This is a genomic window from Actinomadura sp. NAK00032 (assembly GCF_013364275.1).
Classification (GTDB): Bacteria; Actinomycetota; Actinomycetes; order Streptosporangiales; family Streptosporangiaceae; genus Spirillospora.
This window is the reverse complement of record NZ_CP054932.1, coordinates 8,369,105-8,383,736: the sequence shown is the minus strand read 5'-3', so window position 1 is coordinate 8,383,736 and position 14,632 is coordinate 8,369,105. Positions and strand designations below refer to the sequence as shown.

The following is a 14,632-nucleotide window of genomic DNA, read 5'->3' as shown; positions in this document are numbered from 1 at the left end:
CATGGCCATCTGGCTCACCGAGAACAGCAAGATCATCGTGCAGGGCATCACCGGCTCCGAGGGCACCAAGCACGGCCGCCGGATGCTCGCCTCCGGCGCCCAGGTCGTCGGCGGCGTGAACGCCCGCAAGGCCGGCCAGACGGTCGACTTCGACGGCACCTCCCTCCCGGTGTTCGGCACCGTCAAGGAGGCCATGGAGCAGACCGGCGCGGACGTGTCGGTCGTCTTCGTCCCGCCGAAGTTCACCAAGGACGCCGTCGTCGAGGCGGTCGACGCCGAGATCCCGCTGTGCGTCGTGATCACCGAGGGCATCCCGGTGCACGACACCGCGCACTTCTGGGCGTACGCCGAGAAGAAGGGCAACAAGACCCGCATCATCGGGCCGAACTGCCCCGGCATCGCCTCCCCCGGCAAGTCGAACGCCGGCATCATCCCGGCCGACATCACGACGCCCGGCCGCATCGGCCTGGTGTCCAAGTCCGGGACGCTGACATACCAGATGATGTACGAGCTGCGCGACATCGGCTTCACGACGTGCGTCGGCATCGGCGGCGACCCCGTCATCGGGACCACCCACATCGATGCCCTCCAGGCGTTCCAGGACGACCCGGACACCGACGCCATCGTGATGATCGGTGAGATCGGGGGCGACGCCGAGGAGCGCGCCGCCGCCTACATCGAGCAGCACGTGACCAAGCCGGTCGTCGGCTACGTCGCCGGGTTCACCGCCCCCGAGGGCAAGACCATGGGCCACGCGGGCGCGATCGTGTCCGGCTCCGCCGGCACCGCGCAGGCGAAGAAGGAGGCCCTGGAGAAGGTCGGCGTCCGGGTCGGCAAGACCCCGAGCGAGACGGCCGTCCTCATGCGGGAGATCATGCAGAAGCTCTGACCTTCAGCTGATCTTCGCGGGACCACCGAAAGGACGCCCGAGCCGCCCCGGCGGCCCGGGCGTCCTTTCGCGTCCGGCCCCCGGCCGCATTCGCCACGGCCCGATGACAAAGGCGACACGCCGGGCGGGCGGACGGGGCGCGGCCCGGCGTGGTGCCAGCATGGACCGGTGAGCGACAAGACCCCCGGGCGGCGTCCGCAGCGGCGGCCGGCGACGGACGCGCCGGCGAAGAGCGAGACCGGCCGCGCCGGCGGTGGCGGCGCGGCCCCCGAGGCCGACGGGGAGGCCGACCGGGAGCGGACGGCGGCGCAGGCCGCCCGGCCGCTGTACGTGACGGGGCTGGTCGCGGCGCTGTGGTGCGTCGGCATCGGCCTCGCCGTGCTCACCACGATCACGCTCATCGGGTGGATCGCGGCACCGAAGACCGCGATGGGCAACGGCATGTCCGGGGTGTTCCGGACGGCCGTGAACTTCTGGCTCGTCGCCCACCACGCGGGCTTCTCCTACGGGCAGGGGCGGGTCGGGCTGCTGCCGCTCGGCGTGCTCGTCCTGCCCGGCGTGCTGCTGTACCGGGGCGGCGGCTGGATGATCCGCGTCGCGGGGCTGCGGCGGCGCCCGCGCATCGCGGTCGTGCACGTCGCCGCCGCGCTGGCCGTGCCGTACGCGGCGCTGGCCGCCCTGCTCGCGCTCGCGGCCTCCTCCGACGAGGTGCGGTCGCCGGCCTGGCAGGCGCTCATCGGCTGCTTCCTCGTCGCCGTCATCGCGGGCGGCCTCGGCGCCGCGCGCGCCGTGGTCGCCGCGCAGGTCGCGGCCGAGGCGCGCGGACGGCGGGTCAGGTCCGGGCTCGGCGCGCTGCTGCGGCTGCTGCCCGAGCGGCCCCGCTCGCTGGTGATCGGGGTCGCGGGCGCGCTCGGCGTGCTGCTCGCGTCGGGCGCGGTGCTCGTGGGCGTGGCGCTCGCCATGAACATCGCGGCGGCCGACGACCTGTACGGCATGCTCGCCCCCGGCGTCGTCGGCGGCGTCCTGCTGCTGCTGGTCGAGCTGGCGTTCCTGCCGAACGCGGTGATCTGGGGGATGGCGTACGCGGTTGGGCCGGGCTTCTCGGTCGGCGCCGGGACGAGCGTCTCCCCGACCGGGGTCTTCCTGGACGCCGTGCCCGCGTTCCCGCCGCTCGCGGCGCTGCCGCAGCCGGGCCCGGCGCCCGCGCTGTCGCTGCTCGCGCTGGCCGCGCCGTTCGTCGCGGGCGCGGTCGGCGGCACCCTCACGATCCGGTCGCTGCCGAGCCCGGTGGCGGAGGGCGCGCCGCTGTGGGGGTTCCTGTCGGGGGCGCTGACCGGTGCCGTCGCGGCGCTGCTCAGCGCGCTGTCGGGCGGGCCGCTCGGCGGCGGCCGGATGGCGACCGTGGGGCCGTCCGCCTGGCAGGTGGGGCTGCTGGCGGCCCTGGAGGTGGGGATCTCGGCGGCGATCGCCGCGTGGGTGGCGAACTGGATGGTGCTGCGCCGTCCCGCGCGCGAGCCCAGGAAGGCTCCGCGGAAGGCCGCGAAGAAGGCCAAGCGGCCGAAGGCGAAGAGGCCCGCCGTCCGGCCGGAGCCGGTGGCGGTGCCGCTGTCGGCGCCCGTCCCCGGCGACTACGACCCGCTGGCGCGGCCCGCCGCCGAGGAGGCGGCGCCGCGGGCCCCGCACGCGCCCGATCCGCTGGAGTTCGAGGAGGCCGAGCCCGTCCTCGCGCCGCGGCGGCCCCGGCGGCGCGCCGCCCCGCTACCGGACCTGGCCGAGGAGCGGCCCGCGCCCGCGCCCGCGCCCGCCCCCGCGCCCGACCCGGAACCGGAACCTGGCCCGGTGGGGCCGTCGGGCGACGGCACGATCGTCGTCGAGGGCCACCTCGTGGACGAGCCCGAACCCGAGCCGGCGGAGCCGCGCCGCGCCGTCCCGCCGCCCCGCGCGGACCCGAACCGCACCGAGAACCGGGGCGGCGCGATCTACGTCCTGCGCGAGGAGCCCGAGCGGGACGAGTAGCCGGGCCCGCTTGAGGTCAGAGCAGGTGCCCGTACTCGTCCATCCAGCCGGGCGGCAGGTCGAGCTTCTTCTCGATCTTCGGGTAGTACTCGTCCTGGCACACCTGGCGGTCGGTGTGGGTGTTGGCGGCGTTGACGCAGTCCCAGTAGCCGCTGAACTCCGTGCGCAGGAAGACCGCCAGGGCGACCATCACCAGCGACATGCCGAGGCCGATGGCGCCCATCACCATGCCGGGGACGGCGCCGGGCACGGTGTCGCGGGTCGCGCGGGCCTGCCGGCGGGCCCGGATCCCGACGACGACGGCGGCGACGCCGAGCACGAGGCCGAGCGGGTAGAAGAACAGGGCGGTCAGCAGCGCGATGCCGCCGAGCCACAGGGCCCGCACGCCGGCCTGCCGCGCCTGCGACGGCCCCGCGGGCGGCTCTCCCGCCGGCCGCCCGTCCGGGCGGTCCTCGGGACGGGCCTCGCGGCCCTGCTGCTCGCTCACTCTTGGTCTCCTCCTGGCCCGTGCGATGTGGAACCGCCCGTTCGATCTGGGCGGATCTGCGGTGAAGCGGCGCCGAACCGGCCCGATAGGCTTCGTGGTGGCCGCACATCCCGTCAACGTCCACCGGGGAGTCATGGTGTCCGCCCGGCTCGTCGTCCTCGTCTCCGGCGCGGGGACCAACCTACAAGCGCTGCTCGACGCGTGCGCGGATCCAGCCTACGGTGCCGAAGTCGTTGCCGTGGGGGCGGACCGCCCCGGTATCGGCGGAACCGAGCGAGCGGAACGTGTGGGGTTGCCCACTTTTACGGTCTGCATCCCGGATTTCCCGTCCCGCGAGGAGTGGGACGCGGCGCTCACCGAGGCCGTCGCGAAGCACGAGCCCGACCTCGTCGTCTCCGCCGGCTTCATGAAGATCCTCGGGCCCCGGTTCCTGGCCCGGTTCGGCGGCCGGACGGTCAACACCCATCCCGCGCTGCTGCCCTCGTTCCCCGGCGCGCACGCCGTACGGGACGCCCTGGCCTACGGCGTGAAGGTCACGGGCTGTACGGTTCACTTCGTCGACGAAGGCGTGGACACCGGACCCGTCATCGCCCAGGAGACCGTCCCCGTGGGCTGGCATGACGACGAAGACTCCCTGCACGAGCGCATCAAGCGGGTGGAGCGCCGGCTCCTCGTCGACGTCGTCGGACGCCTCGCCCGCGACGGCTGGACCACGCGCGGCAGGCGGGTCTCGATGAAGTGCAGGACCTGTGGTGAATCTTCCGACGACCATGAGGGGAGCTCGGCCGGTGAGTCGGGTGGCGATTAAGCGCGCGCTGATCAGCGTGTACGACAAGTCCGGGCTGGAGGAGCTGGCCCGCGGCCTCCACGAGGCGGGGGTGGAGATCGTCTCGACCGGGTCGACGGCCGGCCGGATCTCCGCCGCCGGCGTCCCGGTGATGAAGGTGGAGAAGCTCACCGGGTTCCCCGAGTGCCTGGACGGCCGGGTCAAGACCCTGCACCCCAGGATCCACGCGGGGCTGCTCGCCGACCGCCGCAAGGAGGACCACCTCCAGCAGCTCGACGACCTCGCCGTGGAGCCGTTCGACCTGGTGGTCGCGAACCTGTACCCGTTCGCCGACACCGTGAACTCGGGCGCGAAGCCGGACGAGTGCGTCGAGCAGATCGACATCGGCGGCCCGACCATGGTGCGCGCCGCCGCGAAGAACCACGCGAGCGTCTCCGTCGTCGTCGACCCGTCCGCCTACGGGACGGTCCTGGACGCGGTGAAGGCCGGCGGCTTCACCCTGGAGGAGCGGCGCCGCCTCGCCGCGCAGGCGTTCGCGCACACCGCGTCCTACGACGTGGCCGTGGCCTCCTGGTTCGCGAGCGCCTACGCCCCCGACGAGACCGCCGCCGAGACGAACTGGCCCGACTTCCTCGGCGCCACCTGGGAGCGCTCGAACACCCTCCGGTACGGCGAGAACCCGCACCAGCGCGCCGCCCTGTACCGCTCCCCGGGCGAGACCGGGCTGGCGGGCGCGGAGCAGCTGTACGGCAAGGAGATGTCCTACAACAACTACGTGGACACCGACGCCGCCCGCCGCGCCGCCTACGACTTCACCGAGCCCTGCGTCGCGATCATCAAGCACGCCAACCCGTGCGGCATCGCGGTCGGCGCCGACATCGCCGAGGCGCACCGCAAGGCGCACGCCTGCGACCCCGTCTCCGCCTACGGCGGCGTGATCGCGGCGAACCGCCCGGTCACCGCCGCGATGGCCCGGCAGGTCACCGAGAGCTTCGCCGAGGTCGTGATCGCCCCGTCCTTCGACGACGAGGCCGTCACCGTCCTGAAGGACCGGTTCAAGAACGTCCGGCTGCTGGTCTGCCCGGACGCCCCGGCCGGCGCGGTCGAGCACCGGCGCATCGACGGCGGCCTCCTGGTGCAGGGCGTCGACGCCGTGGACGCGCCCGGCGACGACCCGTCCACCTGGGAGCTGAAGACCGGCGAGGCCGTGGACGAGGCGACGCTGCGCGACCTGGCGTTCGCGTGGCGGGCGATCCGCTCGGTCAAGTCCAACGCGATCCTGCTGGCCGCGGACGGCGCGACCGTCGGCGTCGGCATGGGCCAGGTCAACCGGGTCGACTCCGCCAAGCTCGCGGTCGCGCGGGCCGGCGCGGAGCGCGCCGCGTCCGCCGTGGGCGCGTCCGACGCGTTCTTCCCCTTCCCGGACGGCCTGGAGGTGCTGACCGTGGCGGGCGTGAAGGCGATCGTCGAGCCCGGCGGGTCCGTCAACGACGACAAGGTGATCGAGGCGGCGGAGAAGGCCGGGATCGCCCTGTACTTCACCGGCGTCCGGCACTTCTTCCACTGACAGGTGGTTCGCCCGGTGTGGCACGGAACACGTGCCGCACCGGGTTTGCCGTCGTCCGCTTTACTTTTCCGGGCGGGTAGCCTCGGCCCGGACCGCGCCTCCCCTCACGACCTCCCCTGGCCCCCGGGCGCGGGCGTTCCCCGTTGGAGGCGCGATGGACGTGCTGCTCGCCGCGATGCTGCGCTCGGTGTACCTGGTCGACTCGCTGCTGATGGACTCCCGCCAGGTGATCGGGCTGGTCGCCGCGTTCCTGGCCGCCGTCCTGGCCGCCCAGCTCGGCTGGCACGGCACCGACCGCGTCCTCGCCTGGCGCCAGCGCTCGGAGGACTAGCGCAGCCGGCACCTCGCTAGCGCAGCCGCGCCCGCAAAGCCCCGGCGGCGGCGGGCCACTCGTCGTCCGTCATCCCGTACACGGCGGTGTCCCGGACCGACCCGTCCGGCCGGATCCGGTGCTTGCGGTGGACGCCCTCGAACGCCGCGCCGAGCCGCTCGATCGCCGCCCGCGACCGCTCGTTCCGGACGTGCGTGTGCCAGCCGACCCTGATCGCGCCCAGCTCGTCGAAGGCCCGCCCGAGCAGGAGCAGCTTCGCCTCCGTGTTGAGACCCGTCCGGTGCCAGCGCGCGCCGAGCCAGGTGTGGCCGATGCACAGCCCCCGGTGGGACGGCGCGACCTCGTAGTAGGACGTCGTCCCGGCGACCTCCCCGGTCGCGGCGTCGATCTGGACCCAGGGGAGCCGCACGCGGCGCTCGCAGTCGGCCAGCGCCCTGTCGACGAGAACGCCCATCTCCCCGGCCGTCGCCGGCTGCGGCTCGTTCAGCCAGGCCCACACCTCCGGGTCCTTCGACGCCTCGAACAGTCCCTCGGCGTGCGCGGGGGACAGCGGCTCCAGCCGCACGTACTGCCCGGTCAGGACGGGCCGTTCGAACCATGCGTCGCTCATGCGCACGACGGTAGAAGGCGGGGAACGGGCACCGGCAGGGCCACTTCGTGCCGATTTCCGCGTGCCACTCGACCGTTACCATGGGGTTTCACGCGACTGGCGCAGGCAAGGTGGATCACCACCGGGGAGCGAACGACAGTCCGGACACCGCGCGCCTGGGTGGACGGGACCGTGAGCCGGGCCCGGTCCCGCGGGCCCTACGGCGAGATCCACGCGGAGGAACGCATGACGGCACAGATTCTGGACGGCAAGGCCACGGCCGCCGAGATCCGCTCGAACCTCAAGGTGCGCGTCGAGGCGCTCCGCGACCGCGGTGTGTCCGTCGGGCTCGGCACGGTGCTGGTCGGCGACGACCCGGGCAGCCACTCCTACGTCAACATGAAGCACCGCGACTGCGCCGAGGTCGGGATCGAGAGCATCCGCCGCGACCTGCCCGCCACCGCCATCCAGGACGACGTCGAGCGGGCCGTCGCCGAGCTGAACGCCGACCCGGCCTGCACCGGCTACATCGTCCAGCTCCCGCTGCCGAAGGGCCTGGACGAGCAGCGCGTGCTGGAGCGCATCGACCCGGCCAAGGACGCCGACGGCCTGCACCCGACGAACCTGGGGCGGCTCGTGCTGATGCAGCCGGGCCCGCTGCCCTGCACGCCGAAGGGCATCATCGAGCTGCTGCGCCGCTTCGACGTCCCGATCAAGGGCGCCGAGGTCACCGTCGTCGGCCGCGGCATCACGGTCGGGCGGTCGCTCGGCCTGCTGCTGACCCGCCGCACCGAGAACGCGACCGTGACGCTCTGCCACACCGCCACCCGCGACCTCGCCGCGCACACCCGCGCCGCCGACATCGTCGTGGCCGCCGCCGGCGTCCCCGGTCTGATCACCGCCGACATGGTCAAGCCCGGCGCCGCCGTCCTGGACGTGGGCGTGTCCCGGGTGGACGGCAAGCTCGCCGGGGACGTCGCCGCCGACGTCCGCGACGTGGCCGGCTGGGTCGCGCCCAACCCCGGCGGCGTCGGCCCGATGACCCGCGCCATGCTGCTCGCGAACGTCGTCGAGGCCGCCGAGCAGAGCCTCTGACGCACTCTTCCCGGCGGCACCGCGAGGGCCGCCGCCCCAGCACCGAGGCGGCGGCCCCTGCACGTTTCCCGGCCGGAGCCGCGCCGTCACCTGCGCGGCCCCGCGGGGGTCAAGCGATCGCCCTCATGTTGCGCGCTGCCGGGAGGGCGACCGCGGGCTCAGCTCAACTGGCCCTCCGTCCCGCCGTGCTGGGCGCCGGACGGCCCGGCCCGTGGCCGTGCCCCGGCGCGCCCGGCCGCCGCGTCTCCCCGGTGGCCCGGACCCCGGGGACCCGGCCGTCCATCGGAGGGCGCCCCTGGTGGGGGACGTGCACCGGCGGCAGCGGGCGGACGAGGCCCATCGCGATGACCTCGTTGGCGAGCCGCGTGCGCCGGTTGGCGCCCTCGGGGATGCGGAACTTCTGGTAGAGGCGCAGCAGGTGCTGCTTGACGGCCGCCTCCGTGACGACCAGCTCGCCGGCGATGTCGCGCGCCGTGGCGGGGGCCACGAACGCCTCGTCGGACAGGGCGGGTCGGCACAGCGAGGTCAGCACGTCGACCTCGCGGCGGGTGAGCTCGGGCGCGACGGCGCGCCGCAGTTCGACGTCCGGGTCGACCTCCTCACGGGGGATGCCCCCCAACCGGCAGCGCGCCGTGCCGAAGCTCACGACGTCACCGTCCTCCAGCACACGGCGGGCGATCGGCCGGCCGTTGACGCGCGTCCCGTTGCGGGACAGGCCCATGTCCACCACGTAGACGTACGGACCGCGTCGGACGATTTCTGCGTGCAAACGGGACACACTCGGGTCGTCGAGGCGTACGTCGACTCCTCTCCCTCTCCCGACCGTCGTAACGTCGGGGCGCAGCGGCATCACCAGCCCGCTGTCCTCGATCCGCATGAACGGCCCCTCCACGGCAGTCCTCCCAGCTAGTTAGCGACCCCTGTCTGCCGGGTTACCCGGGCGCCGTGCCGTCACACCCTCCTACTGGCGAGTAGCACCGATGGCGCAAGGGATTCCGGCCTCTCGGGCATCACCCGGGCACCATTCGTCCCACCCCTTTTCCCGGCTTCGGACGACAAGACGGACCGTTCCAGCCCGGTCTCGCCCGCGCGGAGTCGTCCCACGGCGCGATCGGCGATACCGTGAGGGCCATGAGCACTCAGGTGCACCGGCGCCGGCGGCGCGCGCCGCGCCGCGGGGGCGCCGCGCCGCACTGGCTGGCGCAGCTGCCGTACCTGCTCGTGCTCAGCGGGGTCGGCGCGGGCCTGACGCTGTGCGCCTTCAACTACTTCCGCAAGGGCTCCGGGCTGATGGCCGCCGCCCTGCTCATCGGCGCCCTCGCCCGGCTGCTGCTGCCCGAGTCGCAGCTCGGCCCGCTCGCCGTCCGCAGCCGCTCCGTCGACTGCTGGACGCTCGTGATCATGGGGGAGATGGTGGCGTTCGTCTCGCTGAGCGTCCCGCCGATGAACAAGACCGGCCTCTCCCTCGCGGGCGCGTTCGGCATCGTGATCGCGCTCACCGCCGCCGCCCGCGGCCTGCGCCTGCTGATCGCCGGCCGCCGCGCCGCGTCCGGCCCGCCCGGCGGCGCCCCGCCCGCGGGCGCCCCGCCCGGGAACGGACCGCCGTCCTGACGCGTCCTCCCAGGTGGAGGGCGGCCGAGCCGGGTCAGGTCTAGACCGCATGACCGGCTCGGCTAGCCTAGCCAGTTGAGCCTTACAAGGACTTGAGTCCTTTTCGCCCGGCGATCCCGGCGGCCCGAGACACCGCCATGCCCGCCGAGGATGGGAAGGCCTCGCCAGCTGGCCAGGTGTAGGAAAGGGACAGCAACAGCATGCCCAAGATCAAAGTAACGGGCCCGGTCGTCGAACTCGACGGCGACGAAATGACGCGGATCATCTGGAAATTCATCAAGGACCAGCTGATCCTGCCCTACCTCGATGTGGACCTGAAGTACTACGACCTGGGGATCGAGCACCGTGACGCCACGGACGACCAGGTCACCATCGACGCCGCGAACGCCATCAAGGAGCACGGCGTCGGCGTCAAGTGCGCCACCATCACCCCCGACGAGGCGCGCGTCGAGGAGTTCGGCCTGAAGAAGATGTGGCGGTCCCCGAACGGGACGATCCGTAACATCCTGGGCGGCGTGATCTTCCGCGAGCCGATCGTGGTCTCCAACATCCCGCGCCTGGTGCCCGGCTGGACCAAGCCGATCATCATCGGCCGCCACGCCCACGGCGACCAGTACAAGGCCACCGACTTCGTCGTCCCCGGCCCGGGCAAGGTGACGATCACCTACACCCCGTCCGACGAGGGCGAGCCCATGGAGTTCGAGATCGCGGACTTCCCCGGCGGCGGCGTCGCCATGGGCATGTACAACTACGACGACTCGATCCGCGACTTCGCCCGGACGAGCATGCGGTACGCGCTCAACCGCGAGATGCCGCTGTACATGTCCACGAAGAACACGATCCTCAAGGCCTACGACGGCCGGTTCAAGGACCTCTTCCAGGAGATCTACGAGACCGAGTTCAAGGCCGAGTTCGAGTCCAAGGGCCTCACCTACGAGCACCGCCTCATCGACGACATGGTCGCCGCGGCGCTCAAGTGGGAGGGCGGGTTCGTCTGGGCCGCCAAGAACTACGACGGCGACGTCCAGTCCGACACCCTCGCCCAGGGCTTCGGCTCCCTCGGCCTCATGACGTCCGTCCTCATGACCCCGGACGGCAAGACCGTCGAGGCCGAGGCCGCGCACGGCACGGTGACCCGGCACTACCGCCAGCACCAGCAGGGCAAGCCGACGTCGACCAACCCGATCGCGTCCATCTTCGCCTGGACCCGCGGCCTCGAGCACCGCGGCAAGCTCGACGGTCAGCCCGAGGTCATCGACTTCGCCCGCAAGCTGGAGGCGGTCTGCGTCGAGACCGTCGAGTCCGGCCAGATGACCAAGGACTTGGCCCTGCTGGTCGGCGGCGAGACCCCGTGGCTGACGACCCAGGGCTTCCTGGAGGCCCTCGACACCAACCTCCAGAAGAAGATCAACAGCTGACGCCGCTCGTCCTCGAAGGCCGTCCCGGGCTTGTCCGGGGCGGCCTTTCGCGTGCGCGGCATGCCGGTGGGTGCACCTGCGCGCCGGCGGGTAGGGGACGCGCGATAGCCTGAGGCCGGAACTATCTCGACGGCGAGAGAAACCGCGGCGGCGCGGCTCTTCGGCGGTCGGGTACGAAGGATGGCCGCCTGAGCCCCGTCAGGTCACTGCAGGAGAAGAAGGACAATGACGCGCACCCCAGTCACCGTCACCGTTACCGGCGCCGCGGGCCAGATCGGCTACGCGCTGCTGTTCCGCATCGCGTCCGGGCACCTCCTCGGCGCGGACGTCCCCGTACGCCTGCGCCTGCTGGAGATCCCGCAGGCGGTGAAGGCCGCCGAGGGCACCGCGATGGAGCTGGACGACTGCGCGTTCCCGCTGCTGTCCGGCATCGACATCTTCGACGACGCCACCAAGGCCTTCGAGGGCACGAACGTGGCCCTGCTCGTCGGCGCCCGCCCCCGCACGAAGGGCATGGAGCGCGGCGACCTGCTGGAGGCCAACGGCGGCATCTTCAAGCCGCAGGGCGAGGCCATCAACGCGGGCGCCGCCGACGACGTGAAGGTCCTGGTGGTCGGCAACCCGGCCAACACCAACGCCCTGATCGCGCAGTCGCACGCCCCGGACGTCCCCGCCGAGCGCTTCACCGCGATGACGCGCCTCGACCACAACCGCGCGCTCGCCCAGCTCTCCAAGAAGGCCGGCGTGTCCGTCGCCGACATCAAGAAGATGACGATCTGGGGCAACCACTCCGCCACCCAGTACCCGGACATCTTCCACGCCGAGATCGCCGGCAAGAACGCCGCCGCGACGCTCAACGACCAGGCCTGGCTGGAGAACGACTTCATCCCGACCGTCGCCAAGCGCGGCGCCGCGATCATCGAGGCGCGCGGCGCATCCTCGGCCGCCTCCGCCGCGTCCGCCGCGATCGACCACGTCCACACCTGGGTGAACGGCACCGCCGAGGGCGACTGGACGTCCATGGCGGTCGTGTCGGACGGCTCCTACGGCGTCTCGGAGGGCCTCATCTCGTCCTTCCCGGTCACCACCAAGGACGGCAAGTGGGAGATCGTCCAGGGCCTGGAGATCGACGACTTCTCGCGCGCCCGGATCGACGCCTCCGTCAACGAGCTGTCGGAGGAGCGCGACGCCGTCCGCAAGCTCGGCCTGATCTGACCTGTCTTCCGAACGAGCCCCGGACCGCAGCGGCCCGGGGCTCGTCCGCGTTTGCCGGAACAGCAAACCTTCGTGCCCGACCGCGCCGAACTGGCGAGGCTGGACGCATGCCCACCACGACCGGCCGCAAGCGCCGCCGCGACAACCCGCCGCCCCGCACGGGAAACAGCGAGGCGGAGGTCCTGCGCGGATTCCTCGACTACCTCCGGACCTCGATCGCCGCGAAGGTCGAAGGTGCCCCCGAACCGCAGGCGCGAACGGCCATGGTGCCGTCCGGCACGAACCTGCTCGGCCTGCTCAACCACCTGACGTCCGTCGAAGCCTCGCTGTTCCTGGGAGAGGACGTCACCAACTGGCAGGCGACCTTCAAGGCGGCACCGGCGGACACCGTGTCGGACGTCGTCGGCCGCTACCGAGAGACGGTCGACCGTGCGAACGAACTGCTCGACGGCTGCACCGACATGGCCGCCCCGGTCCCTCGCCCCCGTCCGGGACGCCCCGCTCCCACCCTCCGCTGGGCACTGACCCACATGATCGAGGAAACCGGCCGCCACGCAGGCCACGCCGACATCCTCCGCGAACTCATAGACGGCAGCACCGGTCGCTGATCAGGCGACTTGGCTCGTCCAGCCACAGCCTGTCGCCTTCAGGCGCGACCGTCAGCCCGAACCGGTCAACGCCGGGCTCGCCATGCCGGACCCACCACTCGAAGGCGTCCTCCAACTCGTCCCACAGCCGTCGTTCGCCGTACTGAGTGACTGCGTAGTGGTCGTGTCCGGGCTCCCAGTCGCAGGCGGCCCACGGCCCTTCCGGGTCGCCGACCACGAACAGCAGCAGTGAGAAGGACCCGTCGTCGAAGTGCTTCTCCCAGTACGCCAGGCCAGGCGCCAGCGCCACGGTGGCGAGTTGGAGACCCGGCCCGGCCGCGAAGACGGTACGGGGATCCAACGTGGTCGCCGTCACGTCGGCGTCGTCCTCGTCGCGGAACCGCCAGACCAGCTCAGCGCGATGGGAACGCAACATCATGTACCCGGCGGGCCCGTGGAACCGCCCGTACGCACCGTCGCGGGTCGTGGTCAGCCGCGTGAGCAGACCGTGGCTGCGAAGGGGCTGCCACGGCGCCACGATGACGCCGCCGGGCCGAGTCTGCTCGACCCAGGTGAAGGGGACCTCGGCAACGGCCGCGGTCACGTGCACGCGGTCGTATGGCGCGTTGCCTGGAAACCCGGCCCGGCCATCTCCCACGACGAGAGTCGGTGCGAACTCGGCTTCTGCGAGGTTGGCTGCGGCCTGCCTTGCGATCTCGGCGTCCACTTCCACGGTGGTGACGTTCTTGTCGCCGACACGTGCTGACAGGACGGCGGCTGTGTAGCCGGTGCCCGTACCGATTTCTAGGACGCGATCATGGTCGCGCGGGGCGAGCAGCTCCAGGCATTGGAAAGCGATGCCAGGCGCGGAGATCGAGCTGGACGCCAATCCGTCCGAGACCTTCAGCGGGTCGCCCTTGCCGTCTTCGCGCTGGGTGATGATCGCAGTGTCGGAGTACACGGCACCCAACCACTCTTCAGGACGAGCCCGGCGGTCGATCGGGTAGCCGGTACCGCCTTCGGGGCAGGCCAGGCCGATGTCCGGGACGAAGAGCTCGCGGGGGACGGCCCGCATTGCCTCCAGCCACTTCCCGCCGACGCCGAGCGAAGCGCCCAGTTCCTCAGTGTTGTTCATGAGCCCTTCTCCAAGAGATCGGCCATGGCCGAATAGATCCCGAGACCGGTCACGTCGGCGATCCATCCGAACTCGCCGCGCTGGTTCACCTCCAGGAACACCCACCGGCCCGAGACGTCATGAATCAGGTCGAACGCCCCGTACACCAATCCGAGCCGCGCCATCAGCCGCAGCAGCTTGGCCCGAAGCTCGAACGGCAGATGGATGATGCTGTACGCCAGGCCGTCGTAGTCTGCCCGCCAGTCCTCCTGGGCCGCACTGCTTTTGGCGTCGATCCGGACCGCGAACACCTCGGTGCCGACCACGGTCACGCGCGCTTCGAACGCCTTTTGTACGCGTTCCTGGAGCATTTGAGCAGTACGTCCGAACGCCGGATCGAGGAGGCTCTCCCGGTCGGTGACGGGGGCGGTGTAGAGGAGGCGCACACGCCCCTCGTCGGCATGGACGACCCCGTCCATGGGCTTGTACACGATCGGACGCCCGAGTTCCCTCGCCCAGTCGTAGGCCGTCCGCGCATCTGAGGTGATGAGCGTCTCGGGTACCGCCAGCCCGACCCGCGCCGCCTCGGCGAGCTGGAACGGTTTGTACTCGGCGCGCGCCGCCGCCACCGGGTCGTTGACCCACAGGCAGTTTCCGAGCGCGGTCAGTACGCCTCCAAACCCGCGCCTGGCCTCCCCGTAGGCGAATGCGCGTTCGGGGGACGACATGCGTTCGTCCATCACGAACGGAGTGGCGCCACGCTGCCAGACAGCGCTGATGCCGACGAGTTCGACGTCAAGGCCGTCCCGGTCACGGAGGTGTCCGGTCCAGGAGCCCGAACCGTGTAGACAGGCACCCATCGGAAGCCGAACGGGGAAGCTCGACGGGTTCACCTGCGCCACGCTGGTTCCGCGACTCCTCGGCGA

At 72.0% G+C, this 14,632-nt stretch carries 15 protein-coding genes and 1 riboswitch; of the genes, 10 read left to right on the top strand and 5 right to left on the bottom strand.

Annotation, left to right across the window (positions count from 1 at the left end; genetic code table 11):
• Position 1 precedes the first annotated feature (1 nt).
• Positions 2 to 889 (top strand): succinate--CoA ligase subunit alpha, encoded by an 888-nt coding sequence (sucD, locus tag HUT06_RS38435; protein WP_176200205.1) that lies wholly within the window; start codon positions 2 to 4, stop codon positions 887 to 889.
• 168 nt (positions 890 to 1,057) lie between these two features.
• Positions 1,058 to 2,905, top strand: coding sequence for a DUF6350 family protein (locus tag HUT06_RS38430; protein WP_254715611.1), 1,848 nt, complete (start codon positions 1,058 to 1,060; stop codon positions 2,903 to 2,905).
• Between the two features lie 16 nt (positions 2,906 to 2,921).
• On the opposite strand, the gene HUT06_RS38425 is transcribed toward HUT06_RS38430, so the two are convergent.
• On the bottom strand, positions 2,922 to 3,392 hold the full coding sequence (locus HUT06_RS38425; RefSeq protein ID WP_176200204.1) for a hypothetical protein: 471 nt from the start codon (positions 3,390 to 3,392) through the stop codon (positions 2,922 to 2,924).
• A gap of 133 nt (positions 3,393 to 3,525) precedes the next feature.
• Between HUT06_RS38425 and purN the strand changes: the two genes are divergently transcribed.
• The 3 genes from purN to HUT06_RS38410 all read left to right on the top strand — a co-directional run bounded on the left by purN (position 3,526) and on the right by HUT06_RS38410 (position 6,077).
• Positions 3,526 to 4,200, top strand: coding sequence for a phosphoribosylglycinamide formyltransferase (gene purN / locus HUT06_RS38420; RefSeq protein ID WP_176200203.1), 675 nt, complete (start codon positions 3,526 to 3,528; stop codon positions 4,198 to 4,200).
• Positions 4,181 to 5,746: a bifunctional phosphoribosylaminoimidazolecarboxamide formyltransferase/IMP cyclohydrolase gene (purH, locus tag HUT06_RS38415; protein ID WP_217711616.1), complete on the top strand. Its 1,566-nt coding sequence runs from the start codon at positions 4,181 to 4,183 to the stop codon at positions 5,744 to 5,746. The genes purN and purH overlap by 20 nt, the downstream gene beginning before the upstream one ends.
• A 154-nt stretch (positions 5,747 to 5,900) precedes the next feature.
• Complete coding sequence (locus HUT06_RS38410; protein WP_176200201.1) at positions 5,901 to 6,077, top strand: hypothetical protein; 177 nt, start codon at positions 5,901 to 5,903, stop codon at positions 6,075 to 6,077.
• A 16-nt stretch (positions 6,078 to 6,093) separates the two neighbouring features.
• On the opposite strand, the gene HUT06_RS38405 is transcribed toward HUT06_RS38410, so the two are convergent.
• Positions 6,094 to 6,687, bottom strand: coding sequence for a GNAT family N-acetyltransferase (locus tag HUT06_RS38405; protein ID WP_176200200.1), 594 nt, complete (start codon positions 6,685 to 6,687; stop codon positions 6,094 to 6,096).
• A gap of 82 nt (positions 6,688 to 6,769) precedes the next feature.
• A riboswitch (ZMP/ZTP riboswitch) is annotated at positions 6,770 to 6,855 on the top strand.
• A 57-nt stretch (positions 6,856 to 6,912) separates the two neighbouring features.
• On the opposite strand from HUT06_RS38405, the gene HUT06_RS38400 reads away from it, so the two are divergent.
• Positions 6,913 to 7,761, top strand: a complete 849-nt coding sequence (locus HUT06_RS38400; RefSeq protein WP_176200199.1) for a bifunctional methylenetetrahydrofolate dehydrogenase/methenyltetrahydrofolate cyclohydrolase — start codon at positions 6,913 to 6,915, stop codon at positions 7,759 to 7,761.
• Between the two features lie 163 nt (positions 7,762 to 7,924).
• Here the strand turns inward: HUT06_RS38400 and HUT06_RS38395 are convergent, their stop codons facing one another.
• Positions 7,925 to 8,638: an FHA domain-containing protein gene (locus HUT06_RS38395; RefSeq protein ID WP_245868185.1), complete on the bottom strand. Its 714-nt coding sequence runs from the start codon at positions 8,636 to 8,638 to the stop codon at positions 7,925 to 7,927.
• A gap of 254 nt (positions 8,639 to 8,892) precedes the next feature.
• On the opposite strand from HUT06_RS38395, the gene HUT06_RS38390 reads away from it, so the two are divergent.
• From HUT06_RS38390 to HUT06_RS38375, 4 genes are all read left to right on the top strand, one after another.
• Complete coding sequence (locus HUT06_RS38390) at positions 8,893 to 9,372, top strand: DUF3017 domain-containing protein (protein ID WP_176200198.1); 480 nt, start codon at positions 8,893 to 8,895, stop codon at positions 9,370 to 9,372.
• A gap of 200 nt (positions 9,373 to 9,572) precedes the next feature.
• The gene (locus HUT06_RS38385) at positions 9,573 to 10,790 is read left to right on the top strand and encodes an NADP-dependent isocitrate dehydrogenase (RefSeq protein ID WP_176200197.1); all 1,218 of its coding nucleotides are present in this window, start codon (positions 9,573 to 9,575) and stop codon (positions 10,788 to 10,790) included.
• Positions 10,791 to 11,015: 225 nt separating this feature from the next.
• Complete coding sequence (locus HUT06_RS38380) at positions 11,016 to 12,005, top strand: malate dehydrogenase (RefSeq protein WP_176200196.1); 990 nt, start codon at positions 11,016 to 11,018, stop codon at positions 12,003 to 12,005.
• A 107-nt stretch (positions 12,006 to 12,112) separates the two neighbouring features.
• Positions 12,113 to 12,613, top strand: a complete 501-nt coding sequence (locus HUT06_RS38375; RefSeq protein WP_176200195.1) for a DinB family protein — start codon at positions 12,113 to 12,115, stop codon at positions 12,611 to 12,613.
• On the opposite strand, the gene HUT06_RS38370 is transcribed toward HUT06_RS38375, so the two are convergent.
• A complete protein-coding gene (locus HUT06_RS38370; protein ID WP_176200194.1) occupies positions 12,588 to 13,727 on the bottom strand; it encodes a methyltransferase domain-containing protein in 1,140 nt (379 codons plus the stop codon). The two genes, HUT06_RS38375 and HUT06_RS38370, sit on opposite strands and share 26 nt — an antisense overlap.
• Positions 13,724 to 14,608, bottom strand: a complete 885-nt coding sequence (locus HUT06_RS38365) for a hypothetical protein (RefSeq protein WP_217711615.1) — start codon at positions 14,606 to 14,608, stop codon at positions 13,724 to 13,726. Before HUT06_RS38365 ends, HUT06_RS38370 begins: the two co-directional genes overlap by 4 nt.
• Between the last annotated feature and the right edge of the window lie 24 nt (positions 14,609 to 14,632).